Consider the following 17,908-nt stretch of genomic DNA (forward strand, 5'->3'; position numbering starts at 1 on the left):
GCACCTTACGGCGTTCGACCGGGCGGGCAATCCGAGCCGCGATCCAGCCTTAAGGAAGGCGAAAGCCGGGCCCGGAAATCCACGCCATCCCCGCGTGGCCGGCCCGGCCTCCGACGTCCGGACGGGTGCATCAATCCCAGATGTCCGCGTTCAGGATCTCGTGGGCGAGCGCCCGGCTCGGCTCGCGGTGCAGCCCCGGGCCGGACAGCACGAACTCGACGTCGGCGAGCCGCGGCAGGTCGGGATGGGCGAGTTCCTGCAGGCCGTCCGGGATCAGGCTGCGGGGCTGCGCCATCACGCCGACGCCGGCGAGCGACGCGGCGCGTAGGCCGCTGAGGCTGGCACAGGTGCAGGTGATCCGGAACGCCCGCCCCTCCTGGGCGAGCGCGGCGAGCGCGATCGCCCGGGTGATGCTGGGAGGCGGAAAGCTCGCGAGCGAGACCGGCTCGCCGCGCTCCGGCAGGGCGGTGGGGAGCCCGACCCAGACCAGCCGGTCGCGCCGCACCAGCACCCCTTGCGTCTCGCCGACGTGGCGCTTGCCGAGGACGAGGTCGAGTTCGCCCCGCGCCAGCGCGTCGTTGAGGAAGCCCGTGAGCGCCACGCTCAGCTCGAGGTCGACCGACGGGTAGGCCTCGCGGAAATCGCGCAGGACCTCCGACAGCCGGCTCTGCACGAAATCCTCGGAGGCGCCGAAGCGCACCTTGCCCCGCACCGGGCCGCCGGCGAGCGCCCGCTCCAGCCGCTCGTGCGCGTCGAGCACCGTACGGGCAAAGCCCAGCACCGTCTCGCCCTCCGGGGTGAGCGCCAGCGAGTGGGTGTCGCGGGCGACGAGGCGCCGCCCGAGCTGCGCTTCGAGGCGCTGGACGTGCTGGCTCACCGTCGACTGGCCGAGCCCGAGCTGCTCGGCCGCCCGGCTGAAGCTGCGGCTGCGCACCACCGCCGCCAGGGTGCGCAGCAGCACGGGATCGATCAGGCGGGTCACACCGGCTCTCCGCTTCCTGCATGAACGCCTCGCAGGCTATCGCAGATCACGATAACTGTAATCCCGGCGCCCCGCGTACCCTTCGGGCCGGCGGCCGGTTAGGACGATCGGGACCCCACGCCCTTCTCCGTCCGGACCGCCATGCTCGCCCGCCTCCGCCCCGACAACTTCACGCTGATGATCGTCGGCGCCCTGATCCTCGGCAGCCTGCTGCCGGTCCAGGGCCGGGCGGCCGAGTGGCTCGGCGTCTTCGCCGACGGCATGATCGCGCTGCTGTTCTTCCTGCACGGCGCGCGCATCGACCGGCAGACGGCGCTCGCCGGCCTGGTGCACTGGCGCCTGCACCTCGTGGTGTTCGCCTCGACCTTCGTGCTGTTCCCGATCCTCGGGCTGGCCGCCGGCCTGCTCAGCCCGACCCTGCTGACCCCGGCGCTCGCCGCCGGCGTGCTGTTCCTGTGCGTGCTGCCCTCGACCGTGCAATCCTCCATCGCCTTCACGTCGGTGGCGGGCGGCAACGTGCCGGCGGCGATCTGCTCGGCCTCGGCCTCGAACATCCTCGGCATGCTGATCACCCCGCTCCTCGTCGCGGTGCTGCTGAACACGCAAGGCAGCCACCACGGCTTCGACTGGGCGGCGGTGGCCAAGATCATGGCCCAGCTGCTCCTGCCCTTCGCGGTCGGCCAGCTGCTGCAGCCGCGCCTCGGACCCTGGCTCACCCGGCACAAGCCCCTGACCATGGTGGTCGATCGCGGCTCGATCCTGCTCATCGTCTACATCGCCTTCAGCCACGCGGTGGCGACGGGCCTGTGGTCCCGCACGCCGGTGCCGGCGCTCGCCGTCATGCTGGTCGTCGACCTCGTCCTCCTGGCGATCGTCCTGTCGATCACGACCGCCGCGAGCCGCCTCCTCGGCTTCTCGAAGCAGGACGAGATCACCATCGTGTTCTGCGGCTCGAAGAAGAGCCTGGCCTCCGGCGTGCCGATGGCGAACGTGATCTTCGCCGGCCAGGACGTCGGCGGCATCCTGCTGCCCCTGATGCTGTTCCACCAGGTCCAGCTCATGGCCTGCGCCGCGCTCGCCCGCCGCTACGCCGCGCACATGCAGGCGGCCCTCGCCGCCGAGGAGGGGCCGGCCCGGGCCGGCGTCGCGCCGGTGGAGGCGAAGCTCGCGGCGCGCTGAACCGCCGGCGTTGACGAAGGATTCACGTCGTCGCGCCATTCTCATGGGGAGCCACGTTACGTACCGGCTCTCCGTGTGTATCCGGCCCCGTCGCGCGTCCCGCGGCGGGGCCGCGCCGTTCTCGGGGCCGTCTCGCCCGGCCGGCGGGCCCGTTTAGAGTTTCGTTCACCCTGTCGCTTCAGCCGGCGCACACCATCCCGCCGCTAACCTCCCGGGCGCCGTCACCCGAGGAGGCGCCCGATGACCACGTTCGTCCTGCCGCGCCGCGATCTCGCGGGCATGCCGGTCCTGAGCCTCCTGCGCGGCTTCGGCCTCGTCCTGATGGCGGCGTTCGTCTTCTTCGCCTGCTTCGCCTTCTCGGACACCTCGCCCTACGACATCGTGGCGATCCCCACGATCCTGCTCTGGGTCCTGCTCGGCGTGCGGCTCCATCGCGGCGCGGTGCCGCTCGTCGCGGTGCTGCTCGTCTATGTCGGCGCCACGGTGGTGGCCCTGATGCCCTACCTCGACGAGGAGCTGCCGCCGGTCTGGACGCTGCAGCTGTGCTACCTCGCGGTCACCGGCATCTTCTTCACGATGTTCTTCTCCGACGACAGCGACCGGCGGATCGAGCTCGCCCTCAAGGTCTACACCGGGAGCACGCTGCTCAGCGCCGGCCTCGGCATCGGCGGCTATCTCGGGCTCGTCGGCAACGAGGAGCTGTTCAGCAAGTACGGCCGGGCCTCGGGCACCTTCCAGGATCCGAACGTGTTCGGCTCGTTCCTGACGCTCGGCGCCTTCTTCCTGCTGCACGACCTCCTCACCGGCCGCGCCCGGCGCCCCCTCCTGTCGGGCCTCGGCCTCGCGATCCTGCTCGCCGGGGTGTTCCTGTCGTTCTCCCGCGGCTCCTGGGGCGGCACCGTCGTGATGGGCGCCGTGATGGTGGCGATGATCTACCGCACCAGCGCCCCGCGTTTGCGACGCCGCATCGTGATCCTGGCCGCGCTGACCGCGGGGTTCGGGGCGCTGGCGCTCGTCGGCCTGCTCTCCGTCGGCGAGGTCCACGAGACCTTCGCCAAGCGCGCCGCCGTCACGCAGGATTACGACGAGGGCGAGACCGGCCGCTTCGGCAACCAGCTGCGCGGCATCGGCATGCTGATCGAGGACCCGCTCGGGATGGGACCCCTGCGCTGGCGCCGCACCTTCAACCTCGAGCCGCACAATTCCTACATCGGCGCCTTCTCCAACGGCGGCTGGGTCGCCGGCGTCGCCTTCGTGTTCCTGGTGCTGATGACCACCCGGGTGGGTTTTAGGCTGATGAGCCAGGACACGCCCTATCGCCGCCACGCCCAGATCGTGGTGCCGGCGCTCCTGATGTTCTTCCTCCAGGCGATGCAGATCGACATGGAGAAGTGGCGCCACGTCTACATGATGCTCGGCATCGTCTGGGGGCTCGAGGCGGCGCGGGTGCGCTGGCTGGCCTCGGGACGGGCGTGAGGGCTGGGCCTCGGTTTGCAGGCGACGGCAAATGGGCTAGAGCCCGGCGAACCCCGCGCCCGCCGCCATCCCGAGCCCGTCGCCGCGACGGGCGCCCGAGGCCGCGCCAGCCTATTGCTCCCAGCGAGACCCGATGCCCAAGCCCGCGAAGGCCGAGAAGGCCGCCACCCTCAAGCCCCGCCTGCCGCGCGGCCTCGTCGACCGCGGGCCGGCCGAGATCGCCGCCACCCACCGGATGCTGGAGAAGATCCGCGAGAGCTTCGAGCTCTACGGCTTCGAGGCGGTGGAGACCCCGTTCATCGAGTACACCGAGGCGCTGGGAAAATTCCTGCCCGACCTCGACCGGCCGAACGAGGGCGTGTTCTCGTTCCAGGACGACGACGAATCCTGGCTCTCGCTGCGCTACGACCTGACCGCGCCGCTCGCCCGCTACGTCGCGGAGCATTTCGACGCCCTGCCGAAGCCCTACCGCAGCTACCGCGCCGGCTACGTCTTCCGCAACGAGAAGCCGGGCCCGGGGCGCTTCCGCCAGTTCATGCAGTTCGACGCCGACATCGTCGGCGCGCCGACGGTCGCGGCGGACGCCGAGATCTGCATGATGGCCGCCGACACCCTGGAGCGGGTCGGCATCGGCCGCGGCGACTACGTGGTGAAGGTCAACAACCGCAAGGTCCTCGACGGCGTGATGGAGGCGATCGGCCTCGGCGGCGACGACCAGGCCGGCCGGCGCCTCACCGTCTTGCGGGCGATCGACAAGCTCGACCGGCTGGGCGCGGACGGCGTGCGCCTGCTGCTCGGCCCCGGCCGCAAGGACGAGAGCGGCGACTTCACCAAGGGCGCCGGCCTTCCCGACGAGGCGATCGATCGCATCCTGCGCTACGTCTCGTTCCAGGCGAGCCCCACCGAGAGCGGCGACCGCCTCGCGTTCTGGGAGAGCTTCTTCGGCGGCTGGAGCGAGGTGGTCGGCTCCTCCGAGACCGGGCGCCAGGGCATCGCCGAGCTGCACGCCATCATGAAGCTGTGCGAGGCGGCGGGCTACGGCCACGACCGGGTCCGGGCCGACCCTTCCGTGGTGCGCGGTCTCGAATACTACACCGGCCCGGTCTTCGAGGCCGAGCTGACCTTCCCGGTCGTCAACGAGGACGGCCAGACCGTGCGCTTCGGCTCGGTGGCGGGCGGTGGGCGCTACGACGGCCTCGTCGGCCGCTTCCGCTCCGAGCCGGTGCCGGCGACCGGGTTCTCGGTCGGCGTCTCGCGCCTGTTCTCCGCCCTCCAGGTGGTCGGCAGCCCGATCGTCTCGGGGAGGAGCGCCCCCGGCCCGGTGGTGATCCTCGTGCTCGACCGCGAGGAAACCGCCGCCTACCAGGCCCTCGTCGCCGCCTTGCGCCAGGCCGGCATCCGCTCGGAACTCTATCTCGGCGCCTCCGGCATGAAGGCGCAGATGAAGTACGCCGACCGCCGCGGCTCGCCGTGCGTCGTCATCCAGGGCAGCGACGAGCGGGCGAAGGGCGAGGTCCAGATCAAGGACCTGATCGAGGGGGCGCGTGCCGCCGAGGCCATCGCCAGCAACGCCGAGTGGAAGGCCGCCCGGCCGGCCCAGTTCTCGGTGCCGGTGGACGAGATGGTGGCGCGGGTGCGCGAGGTGCTGGCGCGGCATCACGGGGGGTGAGGGAGATCCGTTCCCCGGACTGTGTCATTGACATAGTTGGCTCACAGGCTCGGAGATGAGCGTCGGTTCTCCGTTGCACACGGTCGCCGAGACCCCGGCGTCCACCAAGGACGCCGAGGCCGAGCGCATGCCGCACATCAGCCGGCTTGCGCTGAAGGCCATGCTTGCGGCCGATCCGGAGGCGGGCGATCTCACCGTCGGCTCTGGTGGCATCCGCAAGGTCCGACTCGCCGGCCGCGGCAAGGGCATGAGTGGAGGATATCGCGTGTTGACGGCCTAGGTCGGATCCGATGCACCGGTCTACCTGCTGGCCGTGTTGAGCAAGGGCGACCGGGACACCTTCAGCGACGCCGAGGTGCAGCAGCTTGCCAAGCTGACATCCTCGATCAGAGCGCTTTGGAATCGGCGGCAGCACTGATCCGCCTCATCATCGGGTTTGAGCGCATGGCCAGAGACATCTTCGAAAGGACGCTGTCGGCCTTGCAGGAGGCCGAGGCTCACGCGAAGGGCGAAACTCCGCCCGGCATGATCGTCCATGTTCCCGACACGATCGACGTCGCCGCAATCCGTCGTCAGACTGGCAAGGCACAGACGGCTTTCGCAGCCAGCATCGGCGTTCCAGTCGCAACGCTTCGGCAATGGGAGCATCATCGCCGCCAGCCGCAAGGACCCGCTCGCGTGCTGCTCGCGCTGATCGAGAAAAATCCGAGGTTGGTGGAGGATATGCTCGGCCAAGCGGAATGAGCCTGTGGTCTCGGACGCGCGGCTATCCAGGCGGAAGGGGTTCGGGGCGTAGAGCGTGAGCCGTGAAGCGCGATGGTCGCCTCCGCACACGGCCCCACCGGCACCCGGTCGCCAAGCCCGCCCGCGGCTGCTACAGGGCCGTCCGAGATTTGCAGGTGTTGTGACCAATGACGGGTAACGGAGCCGCGGCCCCCCGGCCGGCGGCGGCGCACGAGGCGCTTCTGGCGCTGTTCGAGGACCGGGGCTACGCGCGGGTCGAGCCGCCGGTGCTGCAGCCGGTCGAGCCCTTCCTGGAGCTGTCCGGCGAGGACATCCGCCGGCGCATCTTCATCACCCAGGACGGCGCCGGGGCGGAACTCTGCCTGCGGCCCGAATACACGATTCCCGTCGGGCGCCACCACCGCGCCGTCGCCGACGGGCAGGCGGCGGATTACAGCTATCTCGGACCCGTCTTCCGCCTGCGGGCGGCCGAGCCCGACGAGTTCCACCAGGCCGGCATCGAGTCGATCGGCCGGACCGACGTGCCGGCGGCCGATGCCGAGATCCTCGGCCTCGCCCTCGACGGGCTCGACCGTCTCGGGCGCCGCGACAATCAGGTGCGCCTCGGCGACATGGGGTTGATCACCGCGCTCCTCGACGCGCTGAACGTCCAGCCGGCGGCCAAACGCCGGAGCTTGCGGGCGGTCGCCGCCGGCCGCTCCCTCGACGCGGTCGCCGCGCCCGTCGCGGTCGACGCCGCCCATGCGGGCCTCCTCTCGGCCATCCAGGGCCAGGACCCGCAAGGGGTGCGCGCCTTCGTCGAGGACGTGCTCGCCATCGCGGGCATCAGCCGGGTCGGCGGCCGCACCGCCGGCGAGATCGCCGAGCGCTTCCTCGCCAAGGCGGCGGCCCATGCCGAGGGCGGTGCCGGCCTCGGCGCCCGTGCCCGCGAGGTGCTCGACGCCTATCTCGCCCTCACGGGCGATCCCGACGCGGCGGCGCTCGCCGCCCGCGACCTCGCCCGCCGGGCCGGGCTCGACGATCCGCGGCTCGAGGCGGCGCTCGCCCTGTTCGAGGAGCGCAACGGCTTCATCGCCGCCCGCGGCCTGCCGCTCGAGCGCTTCGTGTTCACCGGCAGCTTCGCCCGCAACCTCGACTATTATACCGGCTTCATCTTCGAGGTCGCGGAGGAGGGGGGCGGAAAACCCCTCGTCGGTGGCGGGCGCTACGACGGCCTGCTCCAGCATCTCGGCAGCCCGGACGCCCTGCCCGCCGTGGGCTGCTCGTTCTGGCTCGAACGCCTGGAGGGGGCGCGCTGATGGGCGACACGATGATGGCAAGTCCCGTCGATGGCCCCCTGGTGCTGGCGGTGCCCTCGAAGGGCCGCCTGCAGGAGAACGCCGCCGCCTTCTTCGGCCGCGCCGGCCTGACGCTCGCTCAGACCAGCGGCGCCCGCGACTATCGCGGCCGCCTCAAGGGCGTGGACGGGGTCGAGGTGCGCTTCCTCTCGGCCTCCGAGATCGCCGGCCAGCTCGCGAGCGGCGCGGCCCATCTCGGCATCACCGGCGAGGACCTGATCCGCGAGACCCTGCCGGACGCCGCCGGCCAGGTCGAATTGCTGACGCCGCTCGGCTTCGGCCAGGCCACCGTGGTGGTGGCGGTGCCCCAGGCCTGGATCGACGTGCGCTCGATGAGCGACCTCGACGAGGTGGCGAGCGACATGCGGGTGCGCCACGGCAAGCGCCTGCGCATCGCCACCAAGTACGTCAACCTGACCCGCCGCTTCTTCGCCGAGCACGGCGTCGCCGATTACCGCATCGTCGAGAGCTTAGGAGCCACCGAGGGCGCGCCGGCCTCCGGCAGCGCCGAGATCATCGTCGACATCACCACGACCGGCGCGACGCTCGCGGCGAACGCCCTGAAGATCCTCGACGACGGGGTGATCCTGCGCTCGGAGGCGAACCTCGTCGCCTCGCTCGCCGCTTCCTGGAGCGAGACCCCGCGCCGGGCCGTCCAGGCGGTGCTCGGCCGGATCAGCGCCGAGGAGCGGGCCCGCACCACCCGCGAGGTCCGGGCAGGGATGCCGGCCTCGGGCGAGATCGACCTGGCGGCGTTGGCCGCCCTGCACGAGGCCGAACTGCCCTACGGCGCGCCGGAGAGGGGGGCTGAGATCGTGCTGCGCTGCCCGACCGATGCGGTGTTCGGCCTCGCCGACGCCCTGGTCCAGGCCGGCGCCCAGGCGGTGAGCGTGCGCCGGATCGACTACGCCTTCGCGGCGGAGAACCCGCTGGTGGAGCGGTTGCTGGGGCGGTTGTCGTAAGGGGTGGGCGCCGTCCGTGCTGCGATCCGCGGGAACGGAGACGGAGGGCGCCCGGCGATGGCGGAGTTGCTGCGGCAAGCGTTGGCGGCGCTGGAAGCGTTTGCCGCCCGATCGGCAGGACGCGATCGCACGCGTGATCGTCCTGCTCGTCCGGAACGATGCCTGGGCCGAGATCGCGCCGGAGGATCTACCCTTCGTTCTGGAAGGCTTGTCCGAGATCGCGCACGGCGAGTTCGCGCCCGACGAACAGATGGAAATGGCGTTCCGCAGCTTCGTGCAGTGAAGCGATCGAGACGTCACGCCTTTTCAAAGTAGAGCGCCGATCCTCCCCCTGCGGTATAGCTGTCCGAGGAAAGAAGAGTGCGCGGGCTTTTTCCCCTCCCCCTCTGCGGGGGAGGGTGGCCCCCGGAGGGGCCGGGAGAGGGGACGCCGCTTCCGGAGAGGTCGCGATCTTGATGAAGGGCGCCACCTGGAGCAGCGTCGCGCCGCCCCTCTCCCGACCCCTGCTGACGCAGGGGCCACCCTCCCCCGCAGAGGGGGGGAGGGAAAAGCCGGCGGTCCTTTTCCCCGAACAAGCCCTGCCCGCCAGCGCGAGGAGAGCGGATTTCCGCCCTACTCCGCCGCCTCGACGAACACCGTCCCGGCCCGCTTCAGATCCAGCGCGTCCCACACCTCGACCAGCGCTTCGCGCAACGCCGCGATCTGCGCCTCGCCGTGGAACGGCGAGGGGGTGATGCGCAGGCGCTCGGTGCCGCGCGGCACGGTGGGGTAGTTGATCGGCTGGATGTAGATGCCGTGGCGCTCCAGCAGCCGGTCGGCCGCCGCCTTGCACAGTTCCGCGTCGCCGACCATCACCGGCACGATGTGGGTGTCGGTGGGAAGCACCGGCAGGCCGGCGTCGAGGAGCGTCGCCTTGGTGCGGGCGGCCTGGCGCTGGTGCGCCTCGCGCTCAAGGCCCGACTGCTTGAGGTGGCGGATCGACGCGATGGCGGCCGCCGCGATCGCGGGCGGGAGCGCCGTGGTGAAGATGAAGCCGGCGGCGTGGCTGCGCACCGCGTCGCAGAGCGCCGCCGAGCCGGTGATGTAGCCGCCGACGCAGCCGAAGCCCTTGGCGAGCGTGCCCTCGATCACGTCGACCCGGTGCATCACCCGGTCGCGCTCGGCGATGCCGGCGCCGCGGGGGCCGTAGAGGCCGACCGCGTGGACCTCGTCGAGGTAGGTCATGGCGCCGTAACGGTCGGCGAGGTCGCAGATCCTGCCGATCGGCGCCACGTCGCCGTCCATCGAGTAGACGCTCTCGAAGGCGATCAGCTTCGGCCGGTCGCCGGCCTCGATCAAGAGTTCCTCGAGGTGGGCGAGGTCGTTGTGGCGGAAGATGCGCTTGTCGCAGCCCGACTGGCGCACGCCCTCGATCATCGAGTTGTGGTTGAAGGCGTCCGACAGGATGAGGCAGTTCGGGATCAGCTTCGCGATCGTCGAGATGCCGGCCTGGTTCGAGACGTAGCCGGAGGTGAAGACGAGGCCCGCCTCCTTGCCGTGCAGGTCGGCGAGCTCGCGCTCGAGGTCGACGAGGGGCGAGTTGTTGCCGGCGATGTTGCGCGTGCCGCCGGCGCCGACGCCGCAGCGCTGCGCGGTCTCGGTCAGCGCGGCGACCACGGCCGGGTGCTGGCCCATGCCGAGATAGTCGTTCGAGCACCACACCGTGATCTCGCGGGTGGAGGCGTCGGGGCGGCGCCACAGGGCGGTGGGAAAGCGGCCGTTGATGCGCTCGATGTCGGCGAAGACGCGGTAGCGGCGCTCGCCGTGCAGGCGCTCGAGGGCGCCGCGGAAGAGGGCCTGGTAGTCGGTCGCGCTCTGACGGGTCTCGGGCATCATGGTCCTTCGCGGGGCTGGCCGGACGGTCACGTCCGGGGCGGGACCGGGCGGGGCTCCGGAGCGGAGCCCGTCCGCGCGGCGGGACACCGGATCGCCGGTCCACCGCTGGTCGCGCCTTGATCTCGCTCAAATGCGACGGTTTTGTCTTTGGAAAAAGTCGAGGGCGAGGAGGGCGTTCTGACGCCTCCCGCACGGGCATGAAAGCTGGAAATTGGTCATGGCGACGAAGGGTCGCGCGCGATGAGCGGGCAAGGCGACGGCAGGCAAGGTGACGGCAGATCCGGCGACGGCAGGTTCGGCGACGGGACGCGGGAGCAGCGGCTGAAGGCCGCCCTGCGGGACAATCTCAAGCGCCGCAAGGCGCAGGCGCGCGGGCGCGAGGCCGCCGAGGCACCGGGCGACGCGCCGCCGGAACCGGCGGTGGATCGAAGTGGCGGCGATGGGCGTTGACGGGCAAGCGTAGCGGTAGCATCGCTGCGGTGCAATAAACGGGTTTCGGATCAGGGCGCGCTTCCATAGCGCGCGAGGACGCGCCGAGCGGCGCGAAGGACGTTGTCACCATGGATCGCATCCACATCGTCGGCGGCCAGCCGCTCCACGGCGTCATCCCGATCTCGGGCGCCAAGAACGCGGCCCTGCCGCTGATGATCGCCAGCCTGCTCACCGGCGAGACGCTGGAGCTGTCGAACGTGCCCCGGCTCGCCGACGTCGCCTCGCTGCTGCGCATCCTCGGCAACCACGGCGTCGACCACATGGTGGTGGGCAAGCGGCCTGGCCAGACCACCGAGGCCGGCCAGACCATCCGGCTCACCGCCTCGAACGTCATCGACACCACGGCGCCCTACGACCTCGTCTCGACCATGCGGGCGAGCTTCTGGGTGATCGCGCCGCTGCTCGCCCGCTTCGGCGAGGCGCGGGTGTCGCTGCCGGGCGGCTGCGCCATCGGTACCCGCCCGGTCGACCTCCTGCTGATGGCGCTCGAGACGCTGGGCGCCACGATCGAGATCGACGGCGGCTACGCGGTGGCGCGCACGAGGAACGGGCTTCGCGGCGGCGAGATCAAGTTCCCGAAGGTCACGGTCGGCGGCACCCACGTCGCCCTGATGGCGGCGGTGCTGGCGCATGGCACCACGGTGATCGAGAACGCCGCCCGCGAACCGGAGGTGGTGGACCTCGCCGCCTGCCTGTCGCGGATGGGCGCGAAGATCGAGGGCGCCGGCACGCCGCGGATCGTGATCGAGGGCGTGTCGCGCCTCTCGGGCGCCCGGCACGCGGTGCTGCCCGACCGGATCGAGACAGGCACCTACGCCATGGCGGTGGCGATGACCGGCGGCGACGTGACGCTCGAGAACACCCGGGCCGACCTGCTTCACAGCGCGCTGGACATCCTGGGCACCACCGGCACCGAGGTGACGCCGCTCGACCACGGCATCCGGGTGCGCCGCAACGGCCACGGCATCGCGGCGGTCGACATCACCACCGATCCGTTCCCGGGCTTCCCGACCGACCTCCAGGCCCAGTTCATGGCCCTGATGACGAAGGCCCGGGGCCAGTCGCGGATCCGTGAGACGATCTTCGAGAACCGCTTCATGCACGTGCAGGAGCTGGCCCGCCTCGGCGCCAGGATCCGGCTCGAGGGCGACGTCGCGGTGGTCGAGGGCGTCGATCGCCTGAAGGGGGCCCCCGTGATGGCGACCGACCTGCGCGCCTCGGTCTCGCTCGTGATCGCCGGGCTCGCCGCCGAGGGCGAGACCCAGATCAACCGCGTCTACCACCTCGACCGCGGCTTCGAGGCGCTGGAGGCCAAGCTCGTGCGCTGCGGCGCCGAGATCCGGCGCGAGCGGGTGTAAGTTCACTCGCAGACGATCGGGCGGGGAATCCTAACGGAGGCTTGACGAGGACGGTCCAGCGGATGCGTCCGGCGGGTTCAAGCCTCCGTTAGGCTTGAACCGCGTCAATCGTTGTCCGGGAGGCCGGGTCCCGGCATCGTGCGGCCACTCTCGGTCGATCGCGGGCGAGAGCGGTCCTCACCGGAGCGAACCCGTGCCCTCTCTCTCGACCAAGCTGATCCCGCCCGGGATGCTGAACGTGATCAAGCGCTCGCCGGCCCTCTACGCCGTCGGGCGCAAGGCCCGTTTCGCGCTGGGCTCGCGTCTCGGGGCGCGGCCGGTCGCCGGCATCGGGCGCGCCCACTACAACGACTTCATGCTGACCTCGACGGCCCCCGACCGGGTCGCGAGCTACACGACCGGTGCGCGCCAGTTCGTCGACATCCTGGAGACGGCGCTGAAGGAGGCCGGGCGCGATTGGGATTCGGTCGGCCGGGCGCTCGAGATCGGCTGCGGCTACGGCCGCATCGTGCGCGAGCTGTCGCGGCGGCTCCCCGGCGACCGGATCGCGGTCTGCGATGTGATCGACGAGGGCGCCCGCTTCACCGCCTCCGAGTTCGGCGCGACGCAGGTGCCGGTGATGGAGCGCGCCGCGGTCAAGCCGTCCGGGGCTTACGACCTCATCTACCTGCTCTCGGTCTACACCCACCTGCCGCGCGACTTCGTGGTCTCGAACCTGCGCGACGTGGCCCGCGCCCTCAAGCCCGGCGGCGTCGCGGTGTTCACCATCCACGGCCAGGGCTCGGCCGAGACGGCGGAGCGCTACGAGCAGTACTGGCTCGACAAGCCGGCGGTGCTCGCCGCCATGGCGCGGGACGGGTACTACTACGCCCGCTACCCCTACTACACCGACGAGTACGGCCTGACCTGGTTCACCACGGAGGCGGTCGAGCGGCTGGTGGCCGAGGCGGCGCCGGAGCTGGAACGCGTCTCGTACCGGCCGATGCAGCTCGACGCGCACCAGGACGTGTTCGTCTACCGCAAGCGCTGAGCCGCGGCGACAGAGCGGCGCCCGATCGCGTTGCAGCCGGACGCTGCTCCAGATCCCTGGTTCGGCCGCCTTTCCTCTCGACGAACCGGTATCCGCTTCGTCGAAAGATGCCCTAGGCCCGATAGACCGCGATCGCGTTGCCGTGGGTGAGCATGAAGACGACCCCGGCCTCGCGCAAAGCCGCGATGGCGGCCCGGCGCGTGCGCGTGGTCGGGCCGTCGCCGTCATCCTCCAGGCGGCGGATCGAGGACAGGGACAGGCCGCTGGCGGCGGCGAGATCCTGCATCGACCAGCCGAGCAGGGCGCGGGCGGCCGCGAGATGCCGTCCGGCGATCCCGCTCTCGAGCCCGCGCTGCACCACCGCATCCATCGGCGCCGTCATCGGGCCTTCGAGGCGCGAGGCCATCGTGGCCCAGGTCACGAGCGTATCCCGGCTGTCCCGGACCGGCGCGTAGGCGAAGCGGAACCGGCCCTGCCCGCCCCCGGCGAGGAGCAGGAGCTTGTCGGTCACGAAGGGCCGGCCGGCCTGCATCATCGCCCGGACGTGGTCCCGCGTGCGCTCGCGGTCGTCGGGGGCGACCACGAGGGTGCAGTCGTGGCGGAAAGCCTCCTGCGTCACGCCGGTGAGGAGCAGCAATTCCTGCGAGCCGACGCGCTGGGCCTGGGCGTAGAGCGAGGCGTGGGTCCAGGACTGGGTCTGCTCGAACAGGGCGCGCCGGCGGCGGCGCTCCTCCTCCTGCACGCCGGCCAGGCGCTCCCGGTCGGTCACGTCGAGCACGGTGCCGGCGGCGGCCAGCGGGCGCCCGTCCGGGTGGTGATAGATCTCGCCGCGGCAGGACAGGACGCGCAGCGAGCCGTCCGGGCGGATCACCCGCACGGTGTGGTCGCGCAGGACCCCGTCCCGCCGCACCTGCGCGTCCGTCTCGAGGGCGGGGCGGTCCTCGGGATGCACCATGGCGAGGAGGGCGGCGTAGCTCGGCCGGGTGGCGCCCGGTGCGAGGCCGAGCAGGCGAAACAGCCCGGGCGACCAGACGTGGTCGTCGCTGGCGAAGGTCCAGCCCCAGCTGCCGGTCAGGTCGTGGACCTCCAGCAGCTTCAGGAATTCGCGAGACGAGAACACGACGCGATCCGATGCGCCGGGGGCGGGCGTGGACATGAGGCGATCCTGACAGTCGACCGATGCCGATCCGCAAGCATCGGCATCGGCATCAGATCGGTCGGCCGCGACGCTGCGTCAACGGAGGCCGTCGGGATAGGCTGGCCCGCACGGTGCGCTCAGGCCGCCACTTCCGAAGGCCGGGTCCGCTCCGCGGCAAGCCGCGTCACCGCGGCGAAGTCGACCTTGCCGGAGCCGAGCTGCGGCACCTTGTCGACGGTCACGATCTCGGCCGGGACCGCGAGTTCGCTCAGGCCCCGGGCGCGGGCCTCGGCCTGGAAGGCGGCGCGCGTCACATCCGCCTTCTCGGTCACCAGCACCAGGCGCTCGCCCTTGCGGGGATCGGGCACGGCCGCGACCGCGCTCGCTACCTCCGGGTAGAGCTCGGCGGCGAGCGCCTCGACCGCGGCGAGCGAGATCATCTCGCCGCCGACCTTGGCGAAGCGCTTGGCGCGGCCCCGGATGGTGACGAAGCCGTCCGCGTCGATCGCCACGATGTCGCCGGTGTCGTGCCAGCCCTCCGCGGGCGCCTCCAGCACGCCGGGATTCTCGGCCCTGAGGTAGCCCAGCATCACGTTGGGCCCGCGCACGAACAGGCGCCCGCCCTCGCTCACTCCGGGCACCGGCTCCAGCCGCGCCTCCATGCCGGGCATGATCCGCCCGACCGTGCCGAAGCGGTTGAACATCGGCGTGTTGAGGGCCAGCACCGGCGCCGTCTCGGTGACGCCGTAGCCCTCGAGGATGCGCAGCCCGAACTTTTCCGCGTAGGCCTTGCGGGTCGCCGGCTTCACCGGCTCGGCCCCGGCCAGGATGTAGCGCAGCGAGCGGAAGTCGTAGGCGTGGGCGGCGCGCGCGTAGCCCGTCAGGAAGGTGTCGGTGCCGAACAGGATGGTCGCGTTCGAGCCGTAGACCAGCTCCGGCACCACCCGGTAGTGCAGCGGCGAGGGGTAGAGGTAGACCGGCACGCCGGAGACCAGCGGCAGCACCAGCCCGACGGTGAGGCCGAAGGAGTGGAAGACCGGCAGGACGTTGAACACCTTGTCGGTGCGGCCGAAATCGATCCGCGCCTGGGCCTGGGCGGCGTTGGCCAGCATGTTGCGGTGGGAGAGCACCACGCCCTTCGGCGTGCCCTCGCTGCCCGAGGTGAACAGGATCGCCGCGGGCTCCTCCGGCCGGCGGGGATGGAGCGCCCGGCGCCAGCCGAGCAGGCCGCCGAGCTTGTCGAGCCGGCCGACCTGGCCGCGGACGTCCTCGAGGTAGACGATCCTCAGGCTCTGGCCGAGAGCTTCCAGGAGGGCGTCGAGGCGGCCCTTCTGCACGAAGGCCCGGGAGGTGACGATCGTGTCGATCTCCGCCGCCTTGCAGGCGTTGAGGATGTTCGTTGCGCCCGCCGTGAAGTTGATCATCGCCGGGACCCGGCCGGCCGACATGACCCCCAGGATCGTGACGGCGGCGGCATTGGCGTTCGGCAGCATCACGCCGAGCGCCCGGCCCTGCGGGGCGAGGGGCCCGAGCTTGCCCCCGAGCACCCGGGCGCCCATGAGCAGGCGGCGATAGGAGAGTTTGCCCGAGACCGGGTCCTCGACCGCAACCCGGCCCGCCCCCTCGCGCTCGGCCGCGTCCACCACCGCCTCGAACACCGTGCGGTCGATCGGGGCGGTGCGGAAGATCAGGTCCGACATCACCCCGTAGAGGGCCGCGCCCGCGGCCTGGCGGCGGGCCTTGCCCTTCAAGCCGGGATCGACCTCGAGCCGCACCGGCTCCAGCACCGTCACGGTGAATTTCGGCCACCAGCGCCGGCGCACCTGGGCGCGGGACAGGCGCGAGAAGACCGTCTGCTCCGGCCCCTCGATCTTCACCGGGACCACGGCGGCGCCGGACTTGTCGGCGATGAGGCCGGCGCCGTCATAGACCTTCATCAGGCTGCCGGTGACGGTGAGGCGCCCCTCGGGGAAGATGATCAGGGTCTCGCCGGCCTTGACGGCGTTGATGAGCGTGCGCGTCGCCATCGGCTTCGTCGGGTCGAGGGGCAGCGCCCGGGTCAGCCACAGGAAGGGGCGCACCCACCACTTCTGCGCGATGGTGTGGTCGATGGCGAAGGTCGGGTCGCGCTCGGTCAGCGACAGGGCGAGGCCGGCATCGAGGAAGCTGACGTGGTTGAGCGCGATGATGGCGTTCGGACCGGCCTTCTCGATGTTCTCGATGCCCCGCACCTCGAGCCGGTAGAAGGCCCGGAACACGATCGACAGGAAATCGCGAAAGCCGCTGGTCGGCAGGACCGCCAGGATGGCGATGCCGGCGAGGATGTTGGCGATGCCGACGATCACGAACTGCCCGGCCGAGGACAGGCCCGCCTTCTGCAAGCCCGCGAGGCCGACGGCGCCGAGCACGATGAGGGCGGCGGCCAGCACGTTCGAGGCCGCGATGACCCGGGCCCGGCGCTCCTTCGGCGTCCAGGCCTGGAGCGCGGCGAAGGACGGCACGATGAACAGGCCGGCGGCGGCGGCGAGCGCCACGAAGTCGACCGCGATCCGGGCGCCGCGCCAGGAGGCCAGGAAGTCGAGGGCCCCGACGGGAGAGGCGGGGGCCGAGCTGGTGGCGGCGACGTAGGCGAGGTCGAGGGAGACGAGGCCCATGACGAGCGCCGCGATCGGCGTCGGCAGCATCACGATCCGCCCGGCGCAGAGCCAGGAGGCGAGGCCCGAGCCCAGCGCCACGCCGACCGAGAAGAGGGCGAGGAGCGCCGTCACCACGGTCTCGTCGCCGCCGAAGGTGCCCTTCACGAGCGCCGGCAAGAGGGCCAGCACGACGGCGCCGACGAGCCAGAACCAGCTCGTGATCACGCCGGTGCGCCACAGGCGGGTGTCGTCGTAGAGGTCGCGCATCAGGCTGCCCGTCGAGCGCAGCACGTTGCGGTTCACCTGCAGGTACGGCGCCGCCTCGCCGGTCTTCGGGATCAGGAGGCTCGACAGCCAGCACAGGACGGCAAAGCCCATCACCAGGAGGCCGAAGGCGTGCGCCCCGCCATGGGTGACGGCGAGCCCGCCCGCGATGGTGCCCGTGAGGATGGCGAGGAACGTCGCGGCCTCGATGAGCGCGTTGCCGGCCGGCAGTTCGGCCCGCTCGAGGTGATCGGGCAGGATGCCGTACTTGATCGGCCCGAACAGGGCCGCGACGATCCCGAACAGGATCAGGGCCAGAAACAGGATCGGCACCGAGGCGAGCCAGAACCCGAGCACCGCGACGCCCGCCGCCAGGATCTCCGCCGCCTTGAGGCGACGCGCGATGAACGCCTTGTCGTAGCGGTCGGCGAGCTCGCCGCCGAGGCCCGAGAGGAAGAAGAACGGCGCGATGAAGGCCGCGCCGGCCAGCGTCACCAGGGCCGCCGAGCCGCCATCCGCGCCGCCGCCGGCCCCGCCCGCCCCGAACATGATCAGGAACACCAGGGCGTTCTTGAGGAAGTTGTCGTTGAAGGCGGAGAAGAACTGGCACCAGAACAGGGGCGCGAAGCGCCGGCTGGCCATCAGCTTTCCGGACATGAGGGGCGTTCCTCGCTCGGTGACGGGTCGTGCGGGCGAAGCCGCGCTCGAGAGCGGCTTAGCCGGTAAACCCTAATCGGTTTTCGTCGCGCGATCTTGCCGCGATCTG

Annotated in this window: 15 protein-coding genes; 11 read left to right on the forward strand and 4 right to left on the reverse strand. The window is 71.4% G+C overall.

Features of this window, described 5'->3' with window-relative positions; translation table 11 throughout:
- Positions 1–130: 130 nt before the first annotated feature.
- Positions 131–982: a LysR substrate-binding domain-containing protein gene (locus tag DK419_RS20635; protein ID WP_109960753.1), complete on the reverse strand. Its 852-nt coding sequence runs from the start codon at positions 980–982 to the stop codon at positions 131–133.
- A 141-nt stretch (positions 983–1,123) separates the two neighbouring features.
- On the opposite strand from DK419_RS20635, the gene DK419_RS20640 reads away from it, so the two are divergent.
- The 8 genes from DK419_RS20640 (at position 1,124) to DK419_RS20675 (ending at position 8,632) form a co-directional block, all read left to right on the forward strand.
- Positions 1,124–2,161 (forward strand): bile acid:sodium symporter family protein, encoded by a 1,038-nt coding sequence (locus tag DK419_RS20640; RefSeq protein WP_109960754.1) that lies wholly within the window; start codon positions 1,124–1,126, stop codon positions 2,159–2,161.
- Positions 2,162–2,401: 240 nt separating this feature from the next.
- Positions 2,402–3,637 carry an O-antigen ligase family protein gene (locus tag DK419_RS20645; protein WP_109960755.1) on the forward strand — a complete coding sequence of 412 codons (1,236 nt, stop codon included), beginning with the start codon at positions 2,402–2,404 and terminating at the stop codon, positions 3,635–3,637.
- 133 nt (positions 3,638–3,770) lie between these two features.
- Positions 3,771–5,306, forward strand: a complete 1,536-nt coding sequence (gene hisS, locus DK419_RS20650) for a histidine--tRNA ligase (RefSeq protein ID WP_109960756.1) — start codon at positions 3,771–3,773, stop codon at positions 5,304–5,306.
- A gap of 55 nt (positions 5,307–5,361) precedes the next feature.
- Positions 5,362–5,586 (forward strand): hypothetical protein, encoded by a 225-nt coding sequence (locus DK419_RS20655; RefSeq protein WP_162561328.1) that lies wholly within the window; start codon positions 5,362–5,364, stop codon positions 5,584–5,586.
- Between the two features lie 164 nt (positions 5,587–5,750).
- Complete coding sequence (locus tag DK419_RS20660) at positions 5,751–6,050, forward strand: helix-turn-helix domain-containing protein (protein WP_109962408.1); 300 nt, start codon at positions 5,751–5,753, stop codon at positions 6,048–6,050.
- Between the two features lie 167 nt (positions 6,051–6,217).
- Complete coding sequence (locus tag DK419_RS20665; RefSeq protein WP_109960758.1) at positions 6,218–7,348, forward strand: ATP phosphoribosyltransferase regulatory subunit; 1,131 nt, start codon at positions 6,218–6,220, stop codon at positions 7,346–7,348.
- Positions 7,348–8,349: an ATP phosphoribosyltransferase gene (gene hisG / locus DK419_RS20670; RefSeq protein WP_245442581.1), complete on the forward strand. Its 1,002-nt coding sequence runs from the start codon at positions 7,348–7,350 to the stop codon at positions 8,347–8,349. The genes DK419_RS20665 and hisG overlap by 1 nt, the downstream gene beginning before the upstream one ends.
- 133 nt (positions 8,350–8,482) lie before the next feature.
- Positions 8,483–8,632 carry a hypothetical protein gene (locus DK419_RS20675; protein WP_162561329.1) on the forward strand — a complete coding sequence of 50 codons (150 nt, stop codon included), beginning with the start codon at positions 8,483–8,485 and terminating at the stop codon, positions 8,630–8,632.
- A gap of 329 nt (positions 8,633–8,961) precedes the next feature.
- Here DK419_RS20675 and hemA read toward each other — a convergent pair whose 3' ends face one another.
- Positions 8,962–10,224 carry a 5-aminolevulinate synthase gene (gene hemA / locus DK419_RS20680; RefSeq protein WP_425352600.1) on the reverse strand — a complete coding sequence of 421 codons (1,263 nt, stop codon included), beginning with the start codon at positions 10,222–10,224 and terminating at the stop codon, positions 8,962–8,964.
- A gap of 240 nt (positions 10,225–10,464) precedes the next feature.
- On the opposite strand from hemA, the gene DK419_RS20685 reads away from it, so the two are divergent.
- The 3 genes from DK419_RS20685 (at position 10,465) to DK419_RS20695 (ending at position 13,104) form a co-directional block, all read left to right on the forward strand.
- Positions 10,465–10,674, forward strand: coding sequence for a hypothetical protein (locus DK419_RS20685; RefSeq protein ID WP_109960760.1), 210 nt, complete (start codon positions 10,465–10,467; stop codon positions 10,672–10,674).
- 110 nt (positions 10,675–10,784) lie between these two features.
- Positions 10,785–12,074, forward strand: coding sequence for a UDP-N-acetylglucosamine 1-carboxyvinyltransferase (murA, locus tag DK419_RS20690; RefSeq protein ID WP_109960761.1), 1,290 nt, complete (start codon positions 10,785–10,787; stop codon positions 12,072–12,074).
- A gap of 193 nt (positions 12,075–12,267) precedes the next feature.
- Positions 12,268–13,104 carry a class I SAM-dependent methyltransferase gene (locus tag DK419_RS20695; protein WP_109960762.1) on the forward strand — a complete coding sequence of 279 codons (837 nt, stop codon included), beginning with the start codon at positions 12,268–12,270 and terminating at the stop codon, positions 13,102–13,104.
- 112 nt (positions 13,105–13,216) lie between these two features.
- Here DK419_RS20695 and DK419_RS20700 read toward each other — a convergent pair whose 3' ends face one another.
- Together DK419_RS20700 and DK419_RS20705 are read right to left on the reverse strand one after the other, a co-directional pair.
- Positions 13,217–14,260, reverse strand: a complete 1,044-nt coding sequence (locus DK419_RS20700; protein ID WP_109960763.1) for a PAS domain-containing protein — start codon at positions 14,258–14,260, stop codon at positions 13,217–13,219.
- Positions 14,261–14,379: 119 nt separating this feature from the next.
- The gene (locus DK419_RS20705) at positions 14,380–17,799 is read right to left on the reverse strand and encodes an acyl-[ACP]--phospholipid O-acyltransferase (RefSeq protein WP_109960764.1); all 3,420 of its coding nucleotides are present in this window, start codon (positions 17,797–17,799) and stop codon (positions 14,380–14,382) included.
- Positions 17,800–17,908: the final 109 nt, after the last annotated feature.

Origin of the sequence: Methylobacterium terrae (assembly GCF_003173755.1) — a bacterium.
In the GTDB taxonomy this organism is placed as follows: Bacteria; Pseudomonadota; Alphaproteobacteria; order Rhizobiales; family Beijerinckiaceae; genus Methylobacterium; species Methylobacterium terrae.